Annotated in this window: 25 protein-coding genes and 5 tRNA genes; 23 read left to right on the top strand and 7 right to left on the bottom strand. The window is 66.5% G+C overall.

What is annotated here, in order from left to right:
- Window position 1: 1 nt before the first annotated feature.
- Together pgsA and HDC96_RS06840 are read left to right on the top strand one after the other, a co-directional pair.
- Entirely contained in the window at window positions 2–625 is a 624-nt protein-coding gene (gene pgsA / locus HDC96_RS06845) for a CDP-diacylglycerol--glycerol-3-phosphate 3-phosphatidyltransferase (protein ID WP_176989601.1), read from the top strand.
- Window positions 626–672: 47 nt separating this feature from the next.
- Window positions 673–748 (top strand) — tRNA-Gly (locus HDC96_RS06840).
- Window positions 749–837: 89 nt separating this feature from the next.
- On the opposite strand, the gene HDC96_RS06835 is transcribed toward HDC96_RS06840, so the two are convergent.
- Window positions 838–1,194, bottom strand: a complete 357-nt coding sequence (locus HDC96_RS06835) for a hypothetical protein (protein ID WP_179459281.1) — start codon at window positions 1,192–1,194, stop codon at window positions 838–840.
- Window positions 1,195–1,388: 194 nt separating this feature from the next.
- Between HDC96_RS06835 and HDC96_RS06830 the strand changes: the two genes are divergently transcribed.
- From HDC96_RS06830 to HDC96_RS06800, 7 genes are all read left to right on the top strand, one after another.
- A tRNA-Gly gene (locus HDC96_RS06830) sits at window positions 1,389–1,464 on the top strand.
- Between the two features lie 146 nt (window positions 1,465–1,610).
- Window positions 1,611–1,686 (top strand) — tRNA-Gly (locus HDC96_RS06825).
- A 77-nt stretch (window positions 1,687–1,763) separates the two neighbouring features.
- Window positions 1,764–1,837, top strand: a tRNA-Cys gene (locus tag HDC96_RS06820).
- Window positions 1,838–1,957: 120 nt separating this feature from the next.
- Window positions 1,958–3,469, top strand: coding sequence for an ATPase domain-containing protein (locus tag HDC96_RS06815; RefSeq protein WP_343203006.1), 1,512 nt, complete (start codon window positions 1,958–1,960; stop codon window positions 3,467–3,469).
- Between the two features lie 4 nt (window positions 3,470–3,473).
- A complete protein-coding gene (locus HDC96_RS06810; RefSeq protein ID WP_343202996.1) occupies window positions 3,474–5,513 on the top strand; it encodes an ATP-binding protein in 2,040 nt (679 codons plus the stop codon).
- A 90-nt stretch (window positions 5,514–5,603) separates the two neighbouring features.
- Window positions 5,604–6,065: a BLUF domain-containing protein gene (locus tag HDC96_RS06805; protein ID WP_179459278.1), complete on the top strand. Its 462-nt coding sequence runs from the start codon at window positions 5,604–5,606 to the stop codon at window positions 6,063–6,065.
- Between the two features lie 269 nt (window positions 6,066–6,334).
- Window positions 6,335–6,583, top strand: coding sequence for a hypothetical protein (locus HDC96_RS06800; protein ID WP_179459277.1), 249 nt, complete (start codon window positions 6,335–6,337; stop codon window positions 6,581–6,583).
- Between the two features lie 51 nt (window positions 6,584–6,634).
- On the opposite strand, the gene HDC96_RS06795 is transcribed toward HDC96_RS06800, so the two are convergent.
- Both HDC96_RS06795 and HDC96_RS06790 read right to left on the bottom strand, forming a co-directional pair.
- Complete coding sequence (locus HDC96_RS06795) at window positions 6,635–7,726, bottom strand: 4Fe-4S dicluster domain-containing protein (protein WP_179459276.1); 1,092 nt, start codon at window positions 7,724–7,726, stop codon at window positions 6,635–6,637.
- 2 nt (window positions 7,727–7,728) lie between these two features.
- A complete protein-coding gene (locus HDC96_RS06790) occupies window positions 7,729–8,022 on the bottom strand; it encodes a hypothetical protein (RefSeq protein WP_179459275.1) in 294 nt (97 codons plus the stop codon).
- A gap of 182 nt (window positions 8,023–8,204) precedes the next feature.
- Here HDC96_RS06790 and HDC96_RS06785 point away from each other — a divergent pair, with 182 nt between their 5' ends.
- From HDC96_RS06785 to HDC96_RS06750, 8 genes are all read left to right on the top strand, one after another.
- Window positions 8,205–8,648: a group III truncated hemoglobin gene (locus tag HDC96_RS06785; RefSeq protein WP_179459274.1), complete on the top strand. Its 444-nt coding sequence runs from the start codon at window positions 8,205–8,207 to the stop codon at window positions 8,646–8,648.
- A gap of 44 nt (window positions 8,649–8,692) precedes the next feature.
- Window positions 8,693–10,102, top strand: coding sequence for an oxygen-independent coproporphyrinogen III oxidase (gene hemN, locus HDC96_RS06780; RefSeq protein ID WP_179459273.1), 1,410 nt, complete (start codon window positions 8,693–8,695; stop codon window positions 10,100–10,102).
- Window positions 10,103–10,168: 66 nt separating this feature from the next.
- Window positions 10,169–10,255: transfer RNA gene (locus HDC96_RS06775), tRNA-Leu, on the top strand.
- A gap of 90 nt (window positions 10,256–10,345) precedes the next feature.
- Window positions 10,346–11,383, top strand: coding sequence for a TraB/GumN family protein (locus HDC96_RS06770; RefSeq protein WP_179459272.1), 1,038 nt, complete (start codon window positions 10,346–10,348; stop codon window positions 11,381–11,383).
- 74 nt (window positions 11,384–11,457) lie between these two features.
- Window positions 11,458–11,913 carry a BLUF domain-containing protein gene (locus HDC96_RS06765; protein WP_179459271.1) on the top strand — a complete coding sequence of 152 codons (456 nt, stop codon included), beginning with the start codon at window positions 11,458–11,460 and terminating at the stop codon, window positions 11,911–11,913.
- A 304-nt stretch (window positions 11,914–12,217) separates the two neighbouring features.
- Window positions 12,218–13,504: a nucleotide sugar dehydrogenase gene (locus tag HDC96_RS06760; RefSeq protein WP_179459270.1), complete on the top strand. Its 1,287-nt coding sequence runs from the start codon at window positions 12,218–12,220 to the stop codon at window positions 13,502–13,504.
- A 30-nt stretch (window positions 13,505–13,534) separates the two neighbouring features.
- Window positions 13,535–15,157 (top strand): FMN-binding glutamate synthase family protein, encoded by a 1,623-nt coding sequence (locus HDC96_RS06755; RefSeq protein WP_179459269.1) that lies wholly within the window; start codon window positions 13,535–13,537, stop codon window positions 15,155–15,157.
- Window positions 15,154–15,633, top strand: a complete 480-nt coding sequence (locus HDC96_RS06750; RefSeq protein WP_179459268.1) for a GNAT family N-acetyltransferase — start codon at window positions 15,154–15,156, stop codon at window positions 15,631–15,633. The genes HDC96_RS06755 and HDC96_RS06750 overlap by 4 nt, the downstream gene beginning before the upstream one ends.
- A gap of 117 nt (window positions 15,634–15,750) precedes the next feature.
- Here HDC96_RS06750 and HDC96_RS06745 read toward each other — a convergent pair whose 3' ends face one another.
- Both HDC96_RS06745 and HDC96_RS06740 read right to left on the bottom strand, forming a co-directional pair.
- On the bottom strand, window positions 15,751–16,998 hold the full coding sequence (locus HDC96_RS06745; protein ID WP_179459267.1) for a TIGR03862 family flavoprotein: 1,248 nt from the start codon (window positions 16,996–16,998) through the stop codon (window positions 15,751–15,753).
- A gap of 10 nt (window positions 16,999–17,008) precedes the next feature.
- A complete protein-coding gene (locus tag HDC96_RS06740) occupies window positions 17,009–17,449 on the bottom strand; it encodes an FKBP-type peptidyl-prolyl cis-trans isomerase (protein WP_019183352.1) in 441 nt (146 codons plus the stop codon).
- Window positions 17,450–17,515: 66 nt separating this feature from the next.
- Here HDC96_RS06740 and HDC96_RS06735 point away from each other — a divergent pair, with 66 nt between their 5' ends.
- The 4 genes from HDC96_RS06735 to HDC96_RS06720 all read left to right on the top strand — a co-directional run bounded on the left by HDC96_RS06735 (window position 17,516) and on the right by HDC96_RS06720 (window position 20,427).
- The gene (locus HDC96_RS06735) at window positions 17,516–17,881 is read left to right on the top strand and encodes a DUF6164 family protein (RefSeq protein WP_176989617.1); all 366 of its coding nucleotides are present in this window, start codon (window positions 17,516–17,518) and stop codon (window positions 17,879–17,881) included.
- A gap of 49 nt (window positions 17,882–17,930) precedes the next feature.
- The gene (locus tag HDC96_RS06730) at window positions 17,931–18,689 is read left to right on the top strand and encodes a sulfurtransferase (protein WP_179459266.1); all 759 of its coding nucleotides are present in this window, start codon (window positions 17,931–17,933) and stop codon (window positions 18,687–18,689) included.
- Between the two features lie 138 nt (window positions 18,690–18,827).
- Entirely contained in the window at window positions 18,828–19,820 is a 993-nt protein-coding gene (locus HDC96_RS06725) for an LLM class flavin-dependent oxidoreductase (RefSeq protein ID WP_179459265.1), read from the top strand.
- A 97-nt stretch (window positions 19,821–19,917) separates the two neighbouring features.
- Window positions 19,918–20,427 (top strand): pyridoxamine 5'-phosphate oxidase family protein, encoded by a 510-nt coding sequence (locus tag HDC96_RS06720; protein WP_179459264.1) that lies wholly within the window; start codon window positions 19,918–19,920, stop codon window positions 20,425–20,427.
- Between the two features lie 156 nt (window positions 20,428–20,583).
- Here the strand turns inward: HDC96_RS06720 and HDC96_RS06715 are convergent, their stop codons facing one another.
- Together HDC96_RS06715 and HDC96_RS06710 are read right to left on the bottom strand one after the other, a co-directional pair.
- Window positions 20,584–21,240 (bottom strand): exopolysaccharide biosynthesis protein, encoded by a 657-nt coding sequence (locus HDC96_RS06715; RefSeq protein ID WP_179459263.1) that lies wholly within the window; start codon window positions 21,238–21,240, stop codon window positions 20,584–20,586.
- Complete coding sequence (locus HDC96_RS06710) at window positions 21,224–22,534, bottom strand: hemolysin family protein (RefSeq protein WP_176989622.1); 1,311 nt, start codon at window positions 22,532–22,534, stop codon at window positions 21,224–21,226. Before HDC96_RS06710 ends, HDC96_RS06715 begins: the two co-directional genes overlap by 17 nt.
- 282 nt (window positions 22,535–22,816) lie before the next feature.
- Between HDC96_RS06710 and HDC96_RS06705 the strand changes: the two genes are divergently transcribed.
- Both HDC96_RS06705 and HDC96_RS06700 read left to right on the top strand, forming a co-directional pair.
- A complete protein-coding gene (locus tag HDC96_RS06705; protein WP_176989623.1) occupies window positions 22,817–23,443 on the top strand; it encodes a DUF47 family protein in 627 nt (208 codons plus the stop codon).
- A 13-nt stretch (window positions 23,444–23,456) separates the two neighbouring features.
- Window positions 23,457–24,578 (top strand): inorganic phosphate transporter, encoded by a 1,122-nt coding sequence (locus HDC96_RS06700; RefSeq protein ID WP_176989624.1) that lies wholly within the window; start codon window positions 23,457–23,459, stop codon window positions 24,576–24,578.
- The last annotated feature ends 60 nt before the right edge of the window (window positions 24,579–24,638 follow it).

Here is a 24,638-nt window from a genome sequence, read left to right as displayed (position 1 = left end):
AATGAAGTTGACCCTCCCCACCTGGCTGACCCTGTTGCGGATCGTGATGATCCCCGTGCTGGTGCTGGTGTTCTATCTCCCCTACAAGTGGACCAATTTCGCCTCTGCGGCGATCTTCGGCCTGGCCGCGCTCACCGACTGGCTCGACGGCTGGATCGCCCGCCGCTACGACCTGCAGTCCGCGTTCGGCGCGTTCCTGGACCCGGTCGCGGACAAGCTGATGGTGGCGGTGGCGCTGTTCCTGATCGTGCAGGGCCATCCCACGGCGTGGATGGCGGTCTGGGCGGCGGTGATCGTCGGCCGTGAAATCGCCGTCTCCGCACTGCGCGAATGGATGGCGGAAATCGGCCAGCGCGCCAAGGTGCGCGTGGCCGTGATCGGCAAGGTGAAAACCACCGCGCAGATGGTCGCGCTGCTGTGCCTGCTGTATTCGGTCGCACCGCACACCCCGATGCAGGACATCTGGATGGGCATCCAGGTCTTCCATATCGGTGACTGGACCCTGGCGATCGCCTCGATCCTGACGCTGTGGTCGGGCCTGCAGTACCTGCACGCGGCCTGGCCGAGCCTGCGCGAAGACGAACGCCTCGCGCGTGAGAGCGCCAAGGCGAAAAAGAATGCATGAAAGGCTGTTGACAGCCCTGCATTTGGCTGTAGAATTTCGCCTCCCAAGCGGGAATAGCTCAGTTGGTAGAGCGCAACCTTGCCAAGGTTGAGGTCGCGAGTTCGAGTCTCGTTTCCCGCTCCAGATACTGTTTCCATCGCGATTCGTCGCGAACGGAAACGCCGAAGAAAGCGACCTTCCGGGTCGCTTTTTTCGTATGCGCGCGTCTGCGGTCAGTGGCGTGTTCCGATCCGGACGTTGCACCACGTGCGGATGTTCTCGCGGTCGAACCCGGGACAGCTGTTTTCGATCGGCAGGTACACGTAGAGCGCCTGCTCTGTGTGCACGAAGTGGTAATAGTTCGTGCGGTCCTTGCCGTACAGCCAATAGTTCGATGAGCCCGGGTTGATGACGTAGGGCTCGAACGAGAGGATCGATGATTCGGCCGGGATCACGTTGCTCCTGTCGGTCAGCATCATCCAGGCATTGGAGACGACGTGGGTGGCCGCGCCGACGATGGCGAGCGCGCCGATCAGGGCGGCGATGGCGAGGCTGGCAATGCGGAGAGGGCGTGGCATGCGGTGATTCATGGATTGACCGGGGAGGGGCAGGGCAAGGCCGGCAAGCACCCCGGGGCGGCCCGGAGCAACGCACGGAATTGCCGCCAAAAGGATGTTGACGACGTGAAGGAATTCCGACAGAATAGCGCTCCTTCGACGCAGGTCGAGGGGCCGACAGCCTCCAGCGCCCCAGGGTGCGGTGCGGTCGGGGCAAGCGAAAGTCTGCGGGAATAGCTCAGTTGGTAGAGCGCAACCTTGCCAAGGTTGAGGTCGCGAGTTCGAGTCTCGTTTCCCGCTCCAGATTTCGACAGGGCCCCCTTGGGGCCTTGTTTTTCTCCGCGGTGGCACGCGGGCATCCGGTCCGGCGGCATCGACCGGGATGTGAAAAAAGGTGTGAAAAAGCTGGCGTGTTTCGAGTGGTTTCGGTAACATGCACGCTTGATTTTGCGGGAATAGCTCAGTTGGTAGAGCGCAACCTTGCCAAGGTTGAGGTCGCGAGTTCGAGTCTCGTTTCCCGCTCCAAATCCTGACCAGGCCCCGTTCTCGGGGTCTTGTTTTATCGGGGCACGCAACACGCCTTCGATGATCGTAGGGTCACCGGCCTGGTGGCAGAGTGGTCATGCAGCGGACTGCAAATCCGCGTACGCCGGTTCAATTCCGACCCAGGCCTCCAAATAGAAACAAGTCCAGAGCCCGCGAAAGCGGGCTTTGTGCGTTGTGGGGCTCCATTCAGTTTCGGACGCGAGAGCCGACGGGGCCTACACAGCGGGCTTCGTATGCTGCGGCCGTCCACATTGGCAGCCTTATGCAGACACAAAAAGCGCGCGTAGCAACCGGGATCGAAGGGCTCGACAGCATTCTGGGCGGAGGCTTTCCCCAAGGGCGGCTGTACCTGCTCGAGGGGCCACCCGGATCGGGCAAGACCACGCTGTCCTTGCAGTTCCTGCTGCATGGATTGAGCAGGGGGGAGCGCTGCCTGTACATCACGCTCTCGGAAACGGCCGATGAACTGCGCGAGGTCGCGCATGCCCACGGCTGGTCGCTGGAGGGGCTGGAGCTGTTCGAGCTCGCCTCGGCCGAAGAGGCCCTCGGTGATGGCCGCCTGCAGTCCGTGCTGCATCCCTGGGAGGTGGAGCTGGACGAAACGGTCAAGCTGATCCTGGGCGAGGTCGAGCGCATCAAGCCGCACCGCGTGGTCTTCGATTCCCTGTCCGAACTGCGGCTGCTGGCGCAGGATCCGCTGCGTTACCGGCGCCAGATTCTCTCGCTGAAGCAGTTCTTCGCGCCCAAGAGCGCGACGGTGGTGCTGGTCGATGACATGACCGCCTCCGGTGAAGAGCGCGATGGCCAGCTGCACAGCCTGTGTCATGGCGTGGTGTCGCTGGAGCGACTGACGCTGGATTTCGGTCCGGCACGGCGCCGGATGCATGTGCAGAAGCTGCGCGGGGTGAACTTCACCGCTGGCTACCATGACATGGTCATCCGCGAAGGCGGCCTGGAGGTGTTCCCGCGGTTGATCGCCTCGGACCACCACGCAACGTTCCTGGGTACGCCCATCAGCAGTGGCGTGGCCGGCATCGACAGCCTGCTCGGAGGTGGCCCGCTGCGGGGTACCAGCACCCTGCTGACCGGCCCGGCCGGCAGCGGCAAGACCAACGTGGCGCTGCAGTATGTCTGGGCGGCCTGCGAGCGTGGCGAGCACTGCTGCATCTTCGAGTTCGATGAACGCATCGGCACCCTGCTGGCACGTGCGGAGTTGCTGGACATCGATCTGAGCAAGCACATGGCGTCAGGTCTGCTGGAGATACAGCAGGTCGATCCGGCGGAAATCTCGCCGGGCGAGTTCGCCTGGAACATGCGGCGCGCGGTCGAGGAGAGGCAGTGTCGCGTGCTGGTGATCGACAGCCTCAACGGCTATGTCACCGCCATGCCGCAGGAAAAGCAGCTCATGCTGCAGTTGCACGAGATGCTCTCCTACCTCAACCAGAAGGGCGTGGTGACCGTCCTGATCAATCCGCAACATGGCCTGGTCGGAACGATGTCGACCGGCAACCTCGACGTTTCCTACATCGCCGACTCGGTCGTGCTGTTCCGTTTCTTCGAATCGCAGGGTCGCATCCGCAAGGCGATCTCGGTCATCAAGAACCGCGGCGGTGCGCACGAGAACACGATCCGGGAGTTGAAGATCGACGGCAAGGGCATCTCGCTCAGTGCGCCCCTCGACGAATTCAAGGGCATCCTGACCGGCACGCCGGAGTTCGTGGGCAACACGGCGCATCTGCTTGGTCTTGCCCGTGCAGAATGAGGGCGTGTCCGGCGCCGTCCACATCTTTGCGCCGTTCGGGCACGATGCGCAAAGCATCGCCTCCGTGCTCACCGGCGTTGGACTGAAGACCACGGTCCATGACAGCCTGTCGCGGCTGGCCGATGCGCTCGATGATGGCGTCGGCGCGGTGGTCGTTACCGAGGAAGCGGTAGTCAAAGGCGCGGGCGTCCTGTTGGAGCCCTTGGCCCGGCAGCCCTCCTGGTCGGATATTCCGTTCATCCTGCTGCGATCGCCGCGTTCGCAGAAACGCCCGTTGGCCGATCCGGGCCTGCCGCTGGCGATCAACATCATCGAGCTGGATCGGCCATTGGGGCGTAGCTCGCTGCTCAGCTCCGTGCAGAGTGCGCTGAGAGCGCGCGACAAGCAGTTCCTGGTGCGTGACCAGATGCAGGCGCTGGCCGATGGGCGCGCCGCGCTGGAGCGCAGTGAAGCCGAACTGCGCCTGGTCGCCGATGCCATGCCGGTGCTGATCGCTTTCATCGACCGCGACCTGCACTACCGTTTCGCGAACAAGGCCTATGAAGCCTGGTTTGGGCGGCCCGTGTCGGAGGTGATCGGCAAGCGCGTGCCGGACGTGTTCGGGCCGGAGGTCTGGAGCAGTCGCCACCTGTTGATCGAGCGTGCGCTGAACGGCGAGCACATCGTGTTCGAAGCCAACTGGCCCTTCAGTGACGGCCGTCGACGCGACAGTGAAATCCGCTACTCGCCGCGTTTCAATGCGGAAGGCGCGCCGGACGGTTTCCATGTGTTCGTCACCGATATCACCGCCTCCAAACTCGCCTTGGAGACCAGCCAGCAGCACGCGCTGGACCTCGAGGCGATGGTAGCCGAGCGCACCGCCGAACTGGAGCGCCAGATGGCCGCGCGCGAGGCCAGTGAAGCGGCCCTGCGCCAGTCGCAGAAGATGGATGCGATCGGGCAGTTGACCGGCGGTATCGCGCACGACTTCAACAACATGCTGACCGGCATCCTGTCCTCGCTGGATATCGTGCGCATGCGCCTGGACATGGGGCGCATGGATGGGCTGGAGCGCTTCCTCGATGCGGCGACCGCCTCCAGCCAGCGTGCGGCGGCGCTCACGCAGCGGCTGCTGGCGTTCTCGCGCCGGCAATCGCTGGATTCCAGGACGGTGGAACTCAACGAGCGGGTCGGTTCGGTGCAGCACCTGCTGCGCAGCACCCTGGGCGAAACGATCCGCATCCAGATGGCCATCAGTCAGACGCCGCTGCATGCGAATCTGGACAGCAACCAGTTCGAAAGCGCGCTGCTGAATCTGGCCATCAATGCGCGTGATGCGATGCCCGATGGCGGCGAGTTGCAGCTGCGCACGTTGCACGTCCACGTCGCCGATGGCGAGGTGCCGACCATTCCGGCCGGCGAGTACGCGGTGGTGTCCGTCTCCGATTCCGGCACGGGCATGCCCCCGGAGGTGGTGGAACGCATCTTCGAGCCGTTCTTCACCACCAAGCCGATCGGCAAGGGCACCGGGCTCGGCCTGTCCATGGTCTACGGCTTCATGCAGCAGTCCGGCGGCCACATCACTGTCGACTCCGCGCCGGGGCAGGGCACCACGGTGTCGCTGTTCATGCCGGTGGCCCACGAGGTCACCGAAGACGACGCCGCCCCCAACACGCCGCCGGTGTCGCTCGGCGCCGGGCAGTCGATCCTGGTGGTGGAGGATGACGAGCAGGTGCGCATGCTGGTGACCGTGGTGCTGGAAGATCTTGGGTATACCGCGGAGGTGGTGGGCGATGCCGACGGCGCCATCCCGATCCTGGCGTCGTCGAAAAAAATCGACCTGCTGATTACCGATGTCGGGCTGCCGGGCCTCAACGGACGACAGCTGGCGGAAATCGCGCGGCAGTCGCGCCCGTCGTTGCCGGTGCTGTTCATGACCGGCTACGCAGAGAAAGCGCAGGAACGCTCGGCGTTTCTCGACAACGGCATGGCCATGATCGCCAAACCGTTCCTGCTCGATGCGTTCAGTGAGGCGGTACGCAGCTCGATTGCCCCGCGCCAGTAAACGCGCCATGTTCTGAACGCTTCAGGCAGGCGCTTTATTTAGGTACCTGAAAGTGCCAGCATAGTGGTTTGAAATTGTCGGAGTTTACCCATGCCCCTGTGCGCGATCGCGTATGTCAGCGACGTTGCGGGCCCGTTGTCTGCGGCGCATCTCGATGCTCTTGTCGAAGATGCCATCCGCTTCAACAGCCTGGCTGGGGTCACCGGTGTACTGCTCTACGACGGCAGTCGGTTCCTGCAGTACTTCGAAGGTCCGGATGATGGCGTGTCCGCCGTGCATGAGCGCGTGCTGCAGGCGCGCAGTCATCGGGCCATCCAAAAACTCGGCCATGCACGCGTGCCGCAGCGTTATTTCCCGTACTGGAGCATGCGCTGGCTGGGGGTGGAACCGACCCAGATCGCAGGGTTGTCGGCCGGTGACTGGGAGGCGTTTGCCGACCGCATCCTGGGCGGCCCGCCGGTGGACAGTGCGATGGAACGCCTGATGCGGTTTGTCGCGCCGCATCTTCCCGAACGCGCTGGGGTGCAGCAGACCCGTTCGTCTGCGGAGTGAGAACGTCGCACCGGGAGTTTCCCTTGGGCCGCGGCCGATGAGCCACGGATTATCCGGATGCCGCGCTGACATATTGCTGTCAATACAGCGCCTGCATGATGCGGATGTGGGCGCGGACGCACTATGAACGGTTCATCATGGCGTCTGCATTTGCCCTTGGGGTAATTGACTTAATGCAACGGCCGTGCAAATTTTAAGTGAACCCGAAGTGAATCCGCCCCTGAGGGGGTTTTGTCGTCCCTGAAGCGAGCAAGTCCCACGGAGGTCGTATGGCATACGGCGAACATGACTTGGCTGACGGAGTGCGAACCGAGCTGGAAGCCAGCTACGTGAAGCATGGCTGCGGCCCGGAATTCTGGTCCACCTACCAGCGCGTGCTCGAGCGCCTGGTCCCACCCGCGCAGGGCATCGCGCGAACCCGTGTCACCAATGAGCTGGCGTTGATCATCGAACAGCTGGGGATCGTGCGGCGGGCGCAGTTGGTGCCGCCGCGCAGTGCGCGGACGCGCGCGCGCTGAGACCGGGTCGGGGGGCCGGGAATCCGCAGCGGGGACACCGCCAGCACGGCGCTACGACACGTGATGAAGACCGATACCCAGCAACGCCAGCAGCGTGCCGGCCGCGGCAAGCGTGCGCGGGCGCAGCCAGCGCGCCGGGCGTTGTTGGATGGCCGCCACGCTGGTGTATTGGATCAGCCCGATCGGGAACTGCGCGGCGCGCATCCGTGCATCGCAGGCGTCCTGGCAGTCGCCACAGCCGATGCAGTCCGCGTGTGGCCCGGCACGCACGTCCAGCGCCATCGGACAGACGCTGACGCAGGCGCCGCAATCCAGGCAATCCCCAAGACGGTCGGCGCTGAAGTGCGGCATCGGGCCGGCGATGTCTTCATGCGCGGCGCGGAACGCGTAATCGCTGGCACTGGTGGGGTCGAGCAGCCCGCGGCCGCGCGCCTCGACACCGCCCAACCCCGGCGCGCGTGGGCCACGGGGCTCGCCGCGGCGGGCGAGGTACTGCATCCGCGGTGTGTCGCTGTCGCAGAACCTGCCGTGCAGGCGTGCATACGGACATAGTTCGCGGCAGACATGCTCGCGCAGGAAACCGGCATTGCCCCAGGTGGCTGCCGCATAGAACACGACCCAGAAGGTTTCCCAGCCGCTCCAGGCCGGCGGCCATGAGGCGCCGACCAGCCCGTGGATCGGACTGAAGAACCCGACGAAGGTGATACCGGTCCACGCCGCCACCAGCATCCACGCCAGGTGCTTGATCGCGCGCGCCACGCCTGCGGACGGCACCCGGCGCGCAATGCCCTGTTCGATCCAGCGGAACAGCCGGCTCCACAGGGTCTGTGGGCAGCCGTAGCCACACCACACCCGCCCGGCCAGGTTGGTGAGCAGTACCAGCGCGGCGCCGAGCACGGCGGCCAGCCCCAACAGCAGGCCCACGTCCTGTGGCCAGAGCGTCCAGCCGAACAGATCGAAGCGGCGCGCGGTCAGGTCGAACAACAGCGCCTGGCGGCCGTCCCAGCGCAGCCACGGCAGCGCGTAGAAGCCGGCCAGCAGCAGCGCGGACAACAGCGGACGCCAGCGCAGCGGCGCGCGTTGACCTGGGGCCGGGGGCGCGGGCGAGGTATCGACGAGGTGCAGGGTCAGGCGATCGGACATGGTCAGCCCAGCGGCAGATCGTCGTCGTCGCCTGGCATCGGCCGCAGCAGGTACCCGGTGATCGCACTGGCGGCGGCGGTGACCGCCCAGAACATGAAAAAGCCCAGCGTGTACCCGAGCTCGCGGCTGATCTCGTGCTGCGGGAAGCTGATGTCGCGCAGGCGCAATGGGTCGACGAAGGCGAAGAACACCACGCTGGCCAGGCCGGCGGCGACGAAGCTGGGCCACAGGATGGCGCCCCATTGCTGGATCAGCCGTCGGCGGCTGCCGTCGGGCGGGTCGTGCAGGTCGTTCATTGCGGCCACGCTCAGGAGGAGGGGGCAGGGCACGGCTATACTTTGCGCCGACCGGGGGCCGGGATCGCGGGTGCGCGCTTCCTGTCGAGTTCCCAGACTAGAAGGCTTCGCCGCCGGCTTCATTGATCCTGATCAAGGCAGCGGCGGACCCTGCCGACGATGCTGGGCGTTGCCGCCCGAGGATGTTCATGGCCGATCCCACCGACAACACGCTGCCGCTCCCGGCGCTGGACCTGTGCAGCGAGGACGAGGTCACCCGCCTGGTGCACGACTTCTACGCGCGTGTCCGTGAGGAGCCGCGCCTGGCACGGGTGTTCGCGGCGCGGGTCCACGACTGGGATGCGCACCTGGCCCAGCTGGTCGATTTCTGGTCGGCGATGCTGCGCGGGACGCGTCGCTTCAAAGGCGCGCCGATGCCCAAGCACATGGCCATGGACGAGCTGGACCGCGACCTGTTCGACCGCTGGCTGGCGTTGTTCCGGCAGACCACTGCCGAAGGCGGCAACGTGCCGATGCAGCGGCTGGCCGATGATGTCGCCGAGCGCATCGCCGATACGTTCTGGCGCCGCTTCCAGATGCTGCGCTGGCCCAGCCTGCCGATGGCAGGGCGCCCGGGTCTGAATTGATCTGACGCAATGCGCGCGCGCCCATGTGCGCGCACGCTGGCGACATGGATACCTTCTCGCCTGCCGCCGCCGGGCTCGCCTGGCACTTCGACCCCGAGCTGCTGCGCCGCCATGATCGGCCCGGCCCGCGCTACACCTCCTATCCGACCGCGCCGCACTTCCATGACGGCTATGGTGAACCGGCCCTGCGCGGGGCCATCGTGGACAGCAACCGGCTCGGGCGACCGTTGTCGCTGTATGTCCATGTGCCGTACTGCAGCAGCCCGTGCTTCTACTGCGGTTGCAACCGGGTCATCACCCGCGACCACGGCAAGGGCATCGCCTATGTCGCGCGGGTGCTGAACGAGGCGGACCTGATGGGGCCACAGTTCGATCCGGCGCGGGAGGTGATCCAGCTGCATCTCGGCGGTGGCACGCCGAACTTCCTCGCGCCGGCACAGATGCGCGAGCTGATCGAGGGGCTGCGCCAGCGCTTCACGCTCAGCACGGCGGCCTCGCGCGACTTTTCCATCGAGCTCGATCCGCGCTTCGTCACGCGCGCCGACATCGCGGTGCTGGCCGAACTGGGCTTCAATCGCGCCAGTCTGGGCGTGCAGGATTTCGATCCCGATGTACAGAAGGCGATCAACCGCGAGCAGGGCGTGGAAGCCACGCTGGATATCCTGCGTGCATGCCGCGAGTACGGGCTGCGCTCGGTCAATGTCGATCTGATCTATGGGTTGCCGAAACAGACGTTGGCCGGTTTCGCGCAGACGCTGGAAACGGTGTTGCGCGAGCGGCCGGATCGCCTGGCGGTCTATGGCTACGCGCACCTGCCGCACCTGTTCCGCGCGCAGCGCCAGATCGCCGATGCGGATCTGCCCAGCCCCGAACAGAAACTCGCCCTGCTCGGCCTGGCGGTGCAGCGACTCTCCGAGGCGGGGTATCAGTACATCGGCATGGACCACTTCGCGCTGCCGGAGGAAGACCTCTCGCGCGCCCAACGCGCGGGTCAACTGCACCGCAACTTCATGGGCTACACCACGCACGCCGATACCGATCTGGTCGGCCTTGGCGCCAGCGCGATCAGCCATATCGGCAACACCTACAGCCAGAACCCGCGCGAGCTGCCGGCCTGGGAAGCGGCCGTCGATGCGGGGCGGCTGCCGGTCTGGCGCGGCCTGGCACTGGACCCGGACGATGTGCTGCGTGCCGACCTGATCGGCCAGCTGATGTGCCAGGGCGAAGTGGATGGCAGGGCGCTTGCGGCGAGGTATGGCGTGGACTTCGACACGTATTTCGCCGACGGGCTGCGCGCGCTGGCCGCACTGCAGGCCGACGGCCTGGCCGAGTACACGCAGGGCGTGGTGCGTGCCAGTGAGCGTGGACGCCCGCTGCTGCGGCTGCTGGCGATGTGTTTCGACCGCTATCTGGCCCAACCGGACCAGCCGGTACGCTACTCGCGGGCGATCTGAGCGCGGTGGCATCGGCGTGCGTGCATTCCAAAACCCGGCGTGATCAGGCACCCTATGCGCGCCGTTGCCCGGGTGGCGAAACTGGTAGACGCATCGGACTTAAAATCCGCCGGGGGCAACCCCATGCCGGTTCGATTCCGGCCCCGGGCACCAAGGCTTCTTGGGATCACGCGCAACGCAAACTTTACGCAGCCCGACGCACACCGCCGTAGGCTGCGCAGCACACCATCCCGGACAGGCCACATGGCAAACGCAGTACGTGCAGGGAAAGCACTGGTGTGGAGTGTCGCGCTGCTGCTCGGCAGCGTCGCCCATGCCCAGGTTCCGACGCCGCTGCCGGCGGCGAAGGAGGCTGCGGGGGAGGTGATCGACCTCGCGCCGGTGGTGGTCTCGGGCGAGCAGCCCGGGCCCGGTATGTGGCAGGTCCGCGACGCGCAGGGCCACACGCTGTGGATCCTCGGTACCGTGTCGCCGCTGCCCGCCAAGCTGGAGTGGCGCGCCGACGAGGTGCGGGCCGTGATCGCCAGCGCGCAGGAGGTGCTTGGCTCACCCGGCTGGACGCTGGACGCCGATGTAGGTTTCTTCCGCGGATTGACCCTGCTGCCCTCGGCGATGAAGGCCGCGCGTGACCCGGACGGGCGCACGCTGCGCGAGGTCGTGCCGGCCGACCTCTACGCGCGCTGGGAGGTGCTCAAGCAGCGCCACATCGGGCGCGACAACGGCATCGAGAAGGACCGGCCCCTGGTCGCGGCGGGGCAGTTGTACGCGGCCGCGCTCAAGGATGTCGGCCTTGGGCGTTCCTCGCCGGTGTCCAAGGTGGTGGAGAAGGCCAGCAAGGCTCGCGGCATTACGCCCGTATCGACACGGGTGACGATCAAGATCGCCGACCCGCGGCAAGCGCTCAAGGAAGTGCGCGGCACCGCGCTGCAGGACGTGGAGTGCTTCCGCCGCACACTGGACGTGGTCGAGCACGGGCTGCCGCTGCTGGCCGAGCGGGCCAATGCCTGGTCGGTCGGCGACATCGCGGCGCTGGAGAGTCTGGCGGTCAAAGGGCAGTACCTGGCCTGCGTGGATGCGGTGGCGACCAGCGACTTCGGGCGGCGGCGCGGGCTGGCCGACGTCGATGCCCAGGCGCAGCGTAAATGGCTGGACATGGCCAGCGCTGCGCTGCGTCGCAACGCGGTGACCTTCGCCACCGTCCCGGTGACGTCGATGGTCACGCCCGGTGGCTATGCCGATCAACTGCGGGCGCGTGGCTACGAGGTCCTGGTGCCGGAGTGAGCGCGATATACGGCGTCTACCCAGTGCGAAGGCTTCGTGGCATAGTCAGCTTAAGTTCATCAAGGAAATACTTCATGCCGCTGCATGCGGTCGCCTATGTCAGCGACGCTATCGATGGAATCGAAACGTCTGATATCGATCAGATCCTGCAGGCAGCCATGGGATTCAACAAAGTGGCGGGTGTGACCGGCGTGCTGATGTTCGACGGCCAGCGCTTCCTGCAGTACTTCGAAGGCCCGGAAGACGGCGTCGACTCAGTGTTCCAGCGTGTGCTCAACGCGCGTATCCATACGAATCTTCGCGAACTCGCGCGTGGTCGGGTGGATGCCCGTCATTTCCCGCGCTGGACGATGGCATCGGCAGCGGTCGACCCGACGGCACTGGCGCGCATCGCCGAAGCGCCGTGGCAGGGATTCCAGTCGTTGACCGCGGCTGGCAGCGACACACTGGCAGGCTTCGGGTGTCTCCTCGCCGCCTGGACCGGTGTCTCCGGAGAGCTGGAACCGGCGGCGGTGACGCTGGGGTCGTAACGCAAAACAACGCTGGCCGTAACAGAATGATCACGGCTCAGTGCCTAGTATGTTTCTACCAGCTGTGACCAGTCTTGCGGGGTTTGCCCTTGGAGGCTGTCTGAAAGGGTAGTAACCGCAGCTGGACCATTATTCCTTTGGCCGTCGTCCGTACTCTCCGCGGGCGGCGGCTTTGTTCTTTGTGGGGCAGGGTCCGGCGCGTTAGGCTTGCATCACCTGCACCCCCGGTTCCGTAGCGCATGACGTATTCCCTGATGATGCCCCGCCTGATGGCCGGTCCGGTTCCGCGGTGCGGAGCCGCTCGATGACGCAGGCCATCTCCGCCGCGCTCGCCCCGCGCATCGGCGTCATCGGGCTCGGCTACGTCGGTCTGCCGTTGACGGTGACCTTCGGCGGAAAACACGCCACGATCGGCTACGACATCGACCACGCGCGCGTGGCCGAGCTGCAGCGTGGGGTGGACCACACCCTGGAACTCGAGGCGGACGAACTCGCTGCCGCGGTACACGCGCGTTACACCGCCAATCCGACCGATCTGGCCGAGTGCAATGTGTACATCGTGACCGTGCCGACCCCGATCGACGCACACGAACAGCCCGACCTGGCGCCGTTGCGCAGCGCCAGCACCCTGATCGCCGGCCTGCTCACACCCGGCGACATCGTCATCTACGAATCCACCGTCTATCCCGGCACCACCGAAGAAGTGTGCGTGCCGCTGCTGGAGGCGGGATCGGGGCTGCGCTTCAACGTCGATTTCTACTGCGGCTACAGCCCCGAGCGGATCAATCCGGGCGATCGCGAACGCCGGCTGCCGGATATCCGCAAGATCACCTCCGGCTCGACGCCCGAGGTCGCCGCCGTGGTCGACGCGCTGTACAAGGGCATCATCACCGCCGGCACCTGGCCGGCGCCCTCGATCCGCGTGGCCGAAGCGGCCAAGGTGATCGAGAACATCCAGCGCGACGTCAACATCGCCTTGGTCAACGAGCTGGCGCTGATTTTCGACCGGCTCGGCATCGACACCCAGGATGTGCTGGACGCCGCCGGCAGCAAGTGGAACTTCCTGCCGTTCCGGCCCGGACTGGTTGGCGGCCACTGCATCGGCGTGGACCCGTACTACCTGCTGCACAAGTCCGAAAGCGTGGGGTACCACCCCGATCTGATCCACACCGCGCGCCAGGTCAACAACCGGGTCGGCGAGCACGTCGCACAGCGAGTGCTGGCGCTGCTGGCCTCGCGCAGCATCGCCGTCGCACAGGCGCGCGTGCTGGTGCTGGGCGTGACTTTCAAGGAGAACTGCCCGGACCTGCGCAACAGCCGTGCGCTGGAGCTGGCGCAGCGGCTGCAGGCCAGTGGCGCGCGGGTGGACGTGCAGGACCCGTGGGTCGGGCCGGCCGCGCTCGCCGATGCGGGGGTGCACTGGGTCGAGGCACCGGCGGCGGCCGGCTATGACGCGGTGGTGCTGGCGGTGGCGCATGAGCGTTTCCGCGCCTTCGACGCGGCGCAGGTGCGCGCGCTGCTCACGCCCGGTGGCGTGGTGTACGACGTCAAATCCGTATGGCCCCGGGAAGTGGTGGACGACCGCCTGTAGACTCGGGGCAGCTATTGATTGAGGAAAGCCATGCATCGCTATCTCGCGTATCTGCTCGCCATCCTGCTGTTTCCGGTCTGCCTGTGGTTGGCCACGATCTGGCCCGCCTGGTACTGGGGCGTGGGGGTGACGGCCGCACTGGCGGTGCTGGGCACTTGGGATCTGTTACAGAAACGCAGCACGCTGCGGCGCAACTACCCGGTGCTGGCGCACTTCCGCTACGGGCTGGAATCGATCGGCCCGGAGATCCGCCAGTACTTCGTGCAGAGCGATCTGGAGGACGTGCCGTTCTCGCGGCAGCAGCGCGCCCTGATCTACCAGCGCTCGAAGAATGACATGGACGTGGTGCCGTTCGGCACGCTGCGCAGCACGTACGCCGTGGACTACGAATGGATCAACCATTCGCTCGCGCCGACCGAGATCGGCCACCACGATTTCCGCATCCAGATCGGCCCCAACTGCGCCAAGCCGTATTCGGCCAGTGTGTTCAACATCTCCGCGATGAGCTTCGGCTCGCTGTCGGCCAATGCGATCCGCGCGCTCAACGAAGGCGCACGGCGCGGCAGTTTCTATCACGACACCGGCGAAGGGTCGATCTCACCGTATCACCGTGAGATGGGCGGCGATCTGGTCTGGGAAATCGGCTCGGGCTACTTCGGCTGCCGTGACGATGCGGGTGGCTTCAGCGAAGAGAAGTTCGTCGCCAACGCCAGCCACGATCAGGTCAAGATGATCGAGATCAAGCTCTCGCAGGGGGCCAAGCCCGGCCACGGCGGCGTGCTGCCGGCGGCCAAGGTCAGCGAGGAAATCTCGATCACCCGCGGCGTGCCGATGGGCGTGGAGTGCGTCTCGCCGTCGAAGCACAGTGCGTTCAACACGCCGGTCGAGCTGCTGCAGTTCGTGGCGCGGCTGCGGGAGTTGTCCGGCGGCAAGCCGGTCGGTTTCAAGCTGGCCATCGGTCATCCCTGGGAGTGGTTCGGCATCGCCAAGGCAATGCAGGAAACCGGGTTGCTGCCGGACTTCATCGTGGTCGACGGGGCCGAGGGCGGTACGGGTGCGGCACCGGCCGAGTTCATCGATCATGTCGGCGTGCCCATGCATGAAGCCCTGCTGCTGGTGCACAACACCCTGGTCGGGCTGGACCTGCGCGACCGTATCCGTATCGGTGCGGCCGGCAAGGTGACCAGCGCGTTTGAGATCGCCCGCACCATCGCGCTGGGCGCGGACTGGTGCAATGCCGGGCGGGGCTTCATGTTCGCGCTGGGCTGCATCCAGTCGCTGAGCTGCCACAGCGACAAATGCCCGACCGGCATCGCCACGCAGAACCCGCATCGCTGGCGCCACCTGGACGCGACCGACAAGGCCACGCGCGTGCACAGCTATCACGAGAACACGCTGCGTGCGCTGCGCGACCTGCTGTGTGCGGCCGGCCTCAATGATCCGTCGGAGCTGGGACCGGAGCACATCCTGCGCCGTGTTTCACCGGTGGAGATCCGATCGCTGGCATCGCTGTACCGGTATCTCGCCCCGGGCGAGCTGCTGCGCAAGGTGCCGGACCATGCCGTCTTCCACGATTACTGGGCCGATGCGCGCAGCGATTCCTTCCAGCCCCCGGCGCGCATCCAGGCGCTGCGGACGAGCAAATCGCGATGAGTGGAGACCGTACCGTTCAACTGCGTGTGGGACGTGCCGATGAGGCCGACGCCCTGTGGGTGTTGCGCACGCGCTGCGTGCGCGAACTGTGCAGCGCGGCCTATCCGCCGGAGGTGATCGGGCCCTGGTCGGCCACGCCACCGCCGGCGCACTATCGCGCGCTGTTGGCGGCCGGTGGCTGCGTGATCGCTGAAGACAACGACGGCGACCTGCTGGGGTACGGGGTGATCGATCGGGACGGCAATGAGATCGATGCGCTGTTCGTCGATCCCGACTGCGGTGGCCGTGGCATCGGCCTGACCTTGATGCAGGCGATGGAGGCGTTGGCCGATCCGGCGCGGCCGCTGGTGCTCTCGGCCTCGCTCAACGCGGTGCCGTTCTACACCCGTTGTGGCTTCGAGGCCCTGCGCGAGGAATCCTATCCGCATCCCAGCGGGGTAGCGCTCGCCTCGGTGCGCATGCAGCGCACACGGTGATGCCGGCCAGCGGCCGGCACTACCTCGATGCTGCGCGCGGCATGCACGCCGAGGTGTGCTGAGCGCCTGTCCCGGCGCGTCACTGGTAGTGTCGGCCGCTGGCCGGCACCACGCGGTCTACGCCTGCGCCAGCCACGCCACCACGCCACGCCCGGCGCGCAGCCCGCTGGCGTAGCACGCCGTCAGCAGGTAACCGCCGGTCGGCGCTTCCCAGTCCAGCATCTCGCCGGCGCAGAACGTGCCGGGGCGCTCGCGCAGCATCAACTGCGCGTCCATCGCCTCCAGCCGCACGCCACCGGCGGTGCTGATCACTTCATCGATCGGCCGCGGTGCCTGCAGTGCCAGCGGCAGGCGCTTGAGCGCGTGCGCGATCCGGTCCTGCGGCAGCTGCCCGGCCTCGCGGCCCAGCACCTCGAACAGCAGCGCGGATTTGACCCCGCCCAGGCCGAGCTGGCGACGCAGGAACTCGCCGAAGCTGCGGCCCTGGCGTGGCTTCTGCAGCTTCTCCAGTACCTGTGCTTCGGTCTGGCCCGGCAACAGGTCCAGCTGCAGGTCCACCCGGCCATCGCGGGCCAGGCCGTCGCGCAGATCGGCCGACAGCGCATAGATCAGGCTGCCTTCGATCCCGGTCGCGGTGATCACGCATTCGCCCTGCAGCGAGCGCGGCTGACCCTGCAGGTCGGTCCAGTGCGCCACCACCGGCTTGAGCGGGGCACCGGCCTGGCGCTCGCTGAAGTAGGGCGTCCAGCCGATGTCGAAGCCGCAGTTGGCCGGCTTCAGCGGGGCGATGTCGATGCCGCGCGCGCTCATGGGAGAGACCCACGCGCCATCCGACCCCAGTTCCGGCCAACTGCCGCCGCCGAGCGCGAACACCACGGCGTCGGCAGTCACGGTGGTCGCGCCTTCAGGGGTCTGGAAACACAGCGCGCCCGCGTCATCCCAACCGGTCCAGCGATGCTGCACATGGACGCGCACACCCTGTTCCTTCAGCCGCCGCACCCAGCCGCGCAGCAGTGGCGCGGCCTTGCGATCGACCGGGAACACGCGCCCCGAACTGCCCACGTAGGTCTCCACGCCGAATGCCAGCGCCCAGGCGCGCAGCGCACCGGCATCGAAATCGGCCAGCCAGCCGCCTACCGCTTCCGCCCGCTCGCGATAACGCGAGACGAACACGTCGCGCGCATCGGAGTGGGTCAGGTTGAGGCCGCCCTTGCCGGCGATCAGGAACTTGCGGCCGGGGGATCCCTTGGCCTCGTACAGATCGACGACGTGGCCGGCAGCGCGCACGGTTTCCGCCGCCATCAGGCCGGCGGGACCGCCGCCGATGATCGCAACCCGGCGTGGGGGAGTCAGGGCAATGCTCATGCAGGCAGGATCAACGCGGCTTGACGTCGAGCAGCTCGACATCGAACACCAGCGAGGAGTTCGGTGCGATCGGACCGGCGCGGCGGGCGCCATAGCCATACTCGGCAGGGATCATCAGCGTGCGCTTGCCGCCCACCTTCATGCCGGCGAAACCTTCGTCCCAGCCCTTGATGACCTGGCCCTGGCCGAGATCGAAGCTGAAGGGCTCGCCACGGTCCACCGAGCTGTCGAACTTGTCGCCATGCTTGTCGGCGGTGCGTTCGTCGTAGATCCACCCGGTGTAATGCACGGTGACCTTGCTGCCCGGCGTGGCCTCGGCGCCGGTGCCCGGCTGGGTGTCGATCTTCTCGAACTGCGCGATGCTGCCCCCGGGCGGCGGGCCGGGCGGGGTGCAGGCCGCCAGCAGCGACAACATCAGGGGGGCGAGCAGGTAACGCGGCAGACGGCGCATGGCGGGCTCCGGATCCAAAAAACGGGGACGCAAGGGTAGCGCATCGCCGGGCGCTATCATGGGCGCATGTCGAAACTGCTGCTCAACCTGCGCAATGTCGCGGACGATGAAATCCAGGATGTCACCGCCCTGCTGGACAAGGCGGGCATCGCCCATTACCGCACCGAGCCCAGCCCCTGGGGAATCTCCTTTGGCGGGATCTGGGTCCGCGACAACGAGGATCACCCCCGGGCCAAGGCGCTGATGGCCGAGTACCAGCAGGCGCGCGGTGAACGCGTCCGCGGTGAGCGCGAGGCCGCCCTGCGCGAGGGCACGGCCGAGACCTTCGGCAGCCTGATCCGGCGCCGCCCGGTGTTCGTGGTCGCGGTGCTGATCGGCATGGCCGTCGCGACCGCGCTGGTGCTGCTGCCGTTCGTGCTGCTGCGCGGCTGATTCCCGGCCGGGTCAGGCGCGGCGCCTGACCAGCGGCTAAAATGCCGGGATGATCGCCAATACCGCTGCCTACCACTTCACCCCTGTCGCCGACCCGGACGCGCTGTGCGCGACCCTGCTGGAGCGGGCAACCGCCGCGCAGCTGCGCGGTACGATCCTGGTGGCGGGCGAGGGCATCAACCTGTTCCTGGCCGGCGCCGAGCCCGGGATCGACGGCTTCTACGCCGCGCTGCGGGCGGATCCGCGGTTTGCCGGGCTGCGCGTGAAGACCAGCTACAGCCACATGCAGCCGTTCGCCCGGCTCAAGGCCAAGGTCAAGCCGGAGATCATCAGTTTCCGCATCGATGACGGCCAGCCGCTGGCCTATCCGCGCGCACCCTCGATCGATCCCGCCACGGTGCAGCGCTGGCTGCGCCAGGGGCACGATGACGCGGGCAGGCCGGTGGTGATGCTGGACACCCGCAACACCCAGGAAATCGAGTACGGCACCTTCCAGGACGCGCTGGTGCTGCCGATCACCAAGTTCACCGACCTGCCCGAGGCCCTGGCCCCGCACCGCGAGGCGCTCAAGGACAGCACGGTGGTCAGCTTCTGCACCGGCGGCATCCGCTGCGAGAAGGCGGCGCTGTGGATGCGCAATGACGGCATGGACAACGTGCTGCAGCTGGACGGCGGCATCCTGGGCTATTTCGAGGCCGTGGGCGGCGAGGGCTATGACGGCCGCTGCTTCGTGTTCGACGAGCGGGTGGCGCTGGACCCGTCTCTGCAACCCCTGGTCGACCAGGACGCCAACGCCGACGCCGCCTGAGCCGTCTTCACGGCCTTGATTGTCCTGAATCGTCGCGAGACGGAAATCAGCGTCTTGCCATCCGTGCCTTGTGGGCGGTGGCAAACCGCGCGGACAGCCCCATCTCAGTGAGATATCTCCTGGTTGGAACGAGCATTCATGATGCAGCTGTCGATTCTTGATCTGGCGCCGGTCTGCGAAGGCAGCGACACCACGCAGGCCTTCGCCAACATGCTGGACCTGGCCCAGCACGCCGAAGGCTGGGGTTTCCATCGCTATTGGCTGGCCGAGCACCACAACATGCCTGGCATCGCCAGCGCCGCGACCGCGGTGCTGATCGGTCATGTGGCCGGTGGCACCCAGCGCATCCGCGTCGGCGCCGGCGGCATCATGCTGCCCAACCACTCGCCGCTGCAGGTGGCCGAGCAGTTCGGCACGCTGGCCTCGCTGTACCCGGACCGCATCGATCTCGGCCTGGGCCGCGCGCCGGGCACCGACCAGCCGACCGCCCGTGCGCTGCGCCGTTACTTCGACAGCGCCGACCAGTTCCCGCAGGACGTGCGCGAGCTGCTGCACTACTTCGAGCCGGCCCAGAAGGGCCAGGCCGTGCGCGCCGTGCCCGGTGCGGGGATTCCGGTGCCGGTGTGGCTGCTGGGCTCCAGTCTCTTCAGTGCGCGCCTGTCGGCGGCGATGGGGCTGCCGTTCGCGTTCGCCTCGCACTTCGCCCCGGACGCGATGGACGAAGCGTTGGCGGTCTACCGTCGCGAGTTCCGCGCCTCGCAGTATCTGCAGGCGCCGTACGCGGTGCTGGGCCTGAACGTGGTCGCCAGTGACTCCGAGGCCGACGCCAAGCGGCTGTTCACCACCCAGCAGCAGAGCTTCGTCAATCTGCGCCGCGGCCTGCCGGGCCTGATTCCGCCGCCGATCGACGACATCGAAGCGTTCTGGCAGCCGCACGAAAAGGCCGGTGTTCAGAGCGCGCTGGCCTGCGCGGTGGTCGGTGACGTGAAGCAGGTGCAGGACGGTCTCGCCGCCTTCGTGGCGCGGCACAAGCCGGACGAAGTGCTGGTCACCGCCAACATCTACGATCATGCCGCGCGCAAGCGTTCGTTCGGCCTGGCGATGCAGGCATGGCGCGCGTTGCAGGCCTGACCCCGGCGCTGCATGCGAAGAACGCGTGACCGCGCGGTTCACGTCGCCGTAGCCGCCAATCGGCTGTGATGGGGGCTCCCCTTACAGGAGCCACCTCATGGCCGAACACGATCGCCAGCAGCACATCAAACAACTGGCCGGATTGATCCGCGACGTGGACATCGCGATGTTCACCACGGTCGGCGCGGATGGACGGTTGTTCAGCCGACCGCTGGGCACGCAGGAAGTCGAGTTCGATGGCGACCTGTGGTTCGCCACCGGGGCCGACAGCCCGAAGATCGCCGAGATCGCGGCCAATCCGCGCGTCAACGTTGCCTACGCGTCGCCCTCGGGCAACACCTATGTCTCGGTTTCGGGTACGGCCCGCGTGGTCAATGACCGCGCCAAGATCGATGAGCTGTGGTCACCGGCGATGAAGCTCTTCTTCCCCGGCGGCAAGGACGACCCGAACCTGCGCCTGATCCACGTCAGCGCCGAATCGGCCGAGTACTGGGATGGCCCCGGTGGCCTGCTGGGCAAGGCACTGTACTTCGTGCTGTCGGCGGTGACCGACGATCCGGGCGCGATGTCCGACACCGGCACGGTGGATCTCAAGCCGGGCGCGTAGGTAATTCAGCGGTAGGTACCGACCGTTGGTCGGTACTTCAACGACAGGTACCAACCGTTGGTGAGCAATGCGGAAGGTACCGACCGTTGGTCAGCAATGCGGAAGGTACCGACCGTTGGTCAGAAACGCGGTAGGTACCGACCGTTGGTCGGTACGTCAGAACCAGCGCTGGAACAGATCCACCGTATAGCCCACCAGCTGCCCCGAACTGAAGCCGAAGAACAACACGGCGGCCACGGCGCCGATCCAGTTGAGCAGCATCAGCACGCCGTCGCGCTCCAGCAGCGCGAGGGCGAACAGCAGCAGCTGGAAGCCGAACAGGTAATTGGTGAGCGGGATCGGCAGCGACAACAGTACGCCGATCAGGATCAGCAGAAGGCCGCTGAACGCATGCGCCGGCAGCGGCACCAGCAGGCCGGGCATCCGCGGCTTGAGCAGGCGGTCCAGCCGCCGCAGCGGGCCGTCGATGCGCTCCAGGAAACGATGCATGGTTCCGCGTTTCGGACCCCGCCTGCTGACGAAGCCCGGCAGCCACGGCCGGCGCATGCCGCACAGCATCTGCGCGCCGATCAGCACCACCAGCGGCCCGCTGACCGCACCGCCGATCCCGGGGATCGGAATGAAGGCGGGCAGGATCGCGACGAACAGAAACACACCGAACGCACTCTGCTGCAGGTCCTGCAGAATCTGGCCCAGCAGCAGCCGTTGCTCCGGGTCACCGTGGTCGAACATCGCCAGCAGGGTACGGATACCCTCGTTGCGGTACTGGGGCCGCGTCGGGTCCGGCGGCGTCGGCTCAGCCGGTGATGTCATCGGTCTCGTCTTCGCTCAGGGTACGCAGCAGCAGCTTGTCGACCCGGGCACCGTCGAGATCGACGATCTCGATGCGCCAGCCGGCCCAATCGAAGTACTCGCCCGCATGCGGGATGCGGCCGAAATAGTGGATGCACATGCCGGCCAGCGTGTAGTAGTCGCCATCGTCGGCATCGGGCAGCTCGGCGTTGCCCATCAGTTCGCGCAGGTCCTCGATCGACAGCGAACCGTCGACCAGGAACGAGCCATCCTCACGGGTCACCACCAGCGCGTCCTCGTCCACGTTCTCCACCGACTGCAGGCGGCCAACCACCGCGCCCATCAGGTCGCTGATGGTGACCAGGCCCTGGATCTCGCCGTACTCGTCCACCACCAGCGCCATCGACTGCTGTTCCTCGCGGAAGATCTCCAGCAGCTTCATCGCATGGGTGGACTCGGAGACGTACAGCGGCTCGCGCAGGTTCTGGAACAGCGAATGGTCATCGCGCACCAGTCGGGTCACCAGGCTCTTGACCTCGAGCACGCCGACGATGTCCTGGTCGTTGTCGCGGAACACCGGGTACCGCGAGAACTCGTTCTCGCGCATGGTCGCGATGTTCTTCTCCGGATCGGCCTGGGTATCCAGCCATGCGATCCGGTTGCGCGGGGTCATCAGGCTGTCGGCGGTGCGGTCGCCCAGGCGCATGACGCGGTTCATCATGTCGCGCTCGTGGGCGTCGATCACGCCGGCCTCGTGGCTCTCGGCCACCAGCATGCGGATCTCTTCTTCCGTCACCGAGGCCGATTCGTCCTTGCCCAGGCCGAGCACGCGCAGCACCAGCCGGGTGGAGTGGGACAGCAGCCAGACGCCGGGCGCGGCGATGCGGGCCAGCCAGCTCATCGGCAGCGCCACCAGGCCGGCGATGTCCTCCGAACGGGTCAGGGCCAGCCGCTTGGGGACCAGTTCGCCGAAGATCAGCGTCAGGAAGGTGATCAGGGCCACGGCCAGCGTCTTGCCGACCACGCCCGAGTAAGCAAAGGCCGGGAACATGCCCTGCAGCCACTCGGCAATGGTCAGGCCGATGGCCTCACCGCCGAACAGGCCGGTCAGGATGCCGATCAGGGTGATCCCGATCTGGACCGTGGAGAGGAAGTTCTCGGGCTTCTCGGACAGCGCCAGGGCGCGCTCGGCGCGCTTGCTGGAGCCGGCCATCTGCTTGAGCCGGCTCTTGCGCGAGGTCATGACCGACATCTCGGACATGGCGAAGAAGCCGTTGAGCAGGATCAGGGCGAGGACAATAATCAGTTCAAACACGGGCGGCATCCCCGGTTGGTGGCAGGGAGGGCGTGTTCAAGCGATGTCGGCTACCGGAGGGCGCGTGAGCGCGGCGGTGCGGCGGGGGGTAAGGGTCGTCGTCCATAGAGTGCACCCGAAGGTGCCCGCGCATCTTAACAAAAGGCCGGGGCAGGGATGCAATCAGGGTCGTTCAGGCAGGGCCGTCAGAGCGTGAAGATGACAGGGAGTACCCGGATTGGACATCAAACCGTCATAATTCCGCCCGGTGCCGTCCTTCCTCGACGGCGAATAGGTTTCTCAATGTTCTCTCTGCAGACCATTTTTGGCTCCGGCAAACAGTTCTACACCCTGCTGGACGAGGCTGCCCAGGCCGCCCAGGACAGCTCCAAGGCGCTGCACTCCATGCTGCGCGAAGCGGACCGCCAGCCGGCGCTGGACGCCTTCAAGCTGGCCCGCCTGCGCGAGCGCGCGGCCTCGGACAAGATCAGCCAGGCGCTGGTCGACAGCTTCATGACCCCGATCGAGCGCGAAGACATCGAAGCGCTGGGTTCGGCGCTGTACAAGATTCCCAAGCAGATCGAGAAGTTCGCCGATCGCTATTCGCTGGCCACCCAGCATCTGGAGCACATCGATTTCGCGCCGCGCGCGGCGATGCTGGAACAGGCCGCCAACGTGGTGGTGGAGATGGTCAACGACCTGCGCCACATGAACCTGGACCGGATGACCGCGCTCAACGAGAAGCTGCGTTCGCTGGAAAACGAAGCCGACCGCCTGATGCTCGAGCTGTACCGCGACATCTATTCCGGCCGCCTGGACAGCCTGCAGATGTTCCTGCTCAAGGAATTCTTCGAGATCCTGGAAAAGGCCATCGATCGTTGCCGCGAGGCCGGCGTGGTGGCGTACCAGATCGTCTTGAAGAACAGCTGACGGACGCCACAGCATGCTGACCCTTGTCCTGGTGGTGATCCTGGCCGCGCTCGTCTTCGAGTTCATCAACGGCTTCCACGACACCGCCAACTCCATCGCCACCGTGGTGGCGACCAAAGTGCTCTCGCCCGGCTGGGCGGTGATGCTCGCCGCGTTCATGAACCTCATCGGCGCGCTGACCGGCACCGCCGTCGCGCTGACCATCGCCTCGGGCCTGCTCAACACCAACGTGGTCGATGTGACCCCGCAGGTGATCCTGTGCGCGCTGCTGGGCGGCATCATCTGGAACCTGATCACCTGGTGGAAGGGCCTGCCGTCCTCGTCCTCGCACGCCCTGATCGGCGGCCTGTGCGGCGCCGGCCTGGCCGCGGCCCACAACAACTGGGACGCGCTGATCTGGTCCGAGCGCATCGGCACCTGGGCCCAGAACAAGGGCCTGCTGTGGAAGGTGTTCCTGCCGATGATCACCTCGCCGATCGCCGGCTTCCTGCTCGGCATCGCGGTGATGCTGCTGCTGTGGGGCATGATCGCGGGCATGGCGAAGATCGGTGGCTTCCTGGGCCGCCTGGCTCGCCCGCGCATCGTCAACGCGTTCTTCGGCAAGGCGCAGATCGTGTCGGCGGCCTACATGGGCTTCGCCCACGGCCACAACGACGCGCAGAAGACCATGGGCATCATCGCCATGACCCTGATCGGTGCCGAGGCGACCGGTGCGTTGAACGACCTGCCGTCCTGGCTGGCCTTCATGCACCCGGACGCGAGCGCCGGTGACGGCATCGCGATGTGGATCGTGCTGACCTGCGCCGTGGTGATGGCCGCCGGTACCGCTTCGGGCGGCTGGAAGATCATCAAGACCCTGGGCCACAAGATGGTCAAGCTGCACCCGATCCACGGTTTCGCCGCGGAAACCAGCTCGGCCACGATCCTGACCGTGGCGGCGCACTTCGGCATGCCGGTCTCCACCACCCACAGCATCTCCACCGCGATCATGGGCGTGGGCTTCGCCAAGAACCCGCGTTCGCTGCGCTTCGGCGTGATCGAGCGCATCGTGTGGGCCTGGATCCTGACGATCCCGGCCGCCGGCGGCTGTGCGTACCTGATCCTGCGTCTGTTCGAAATGTTCGGCTGGGCCTGATCGGTCCACGCGGTTGAACATCGAAAAGCCCGCCGAAAGGCGGGCTTTTTCGTGGGGCAA

The sequence above is a fragment of the Stenotrophomonas sp. JAI102 genome (assembly GCF_013409105.1).
Lineage (GTDB): Bacteria > Pseudomonadota > Gammaproteobacteria > Xanthomonadales > Xanthomonadaceae > Stenotrophomonas > Stenotrophomonas maltophilia_AA.
The sequence above is the reverse complement of the archived record's forward strand: the minus strand, read 5'-3'. Positions and strand labels throughout refer to the sequence as shown.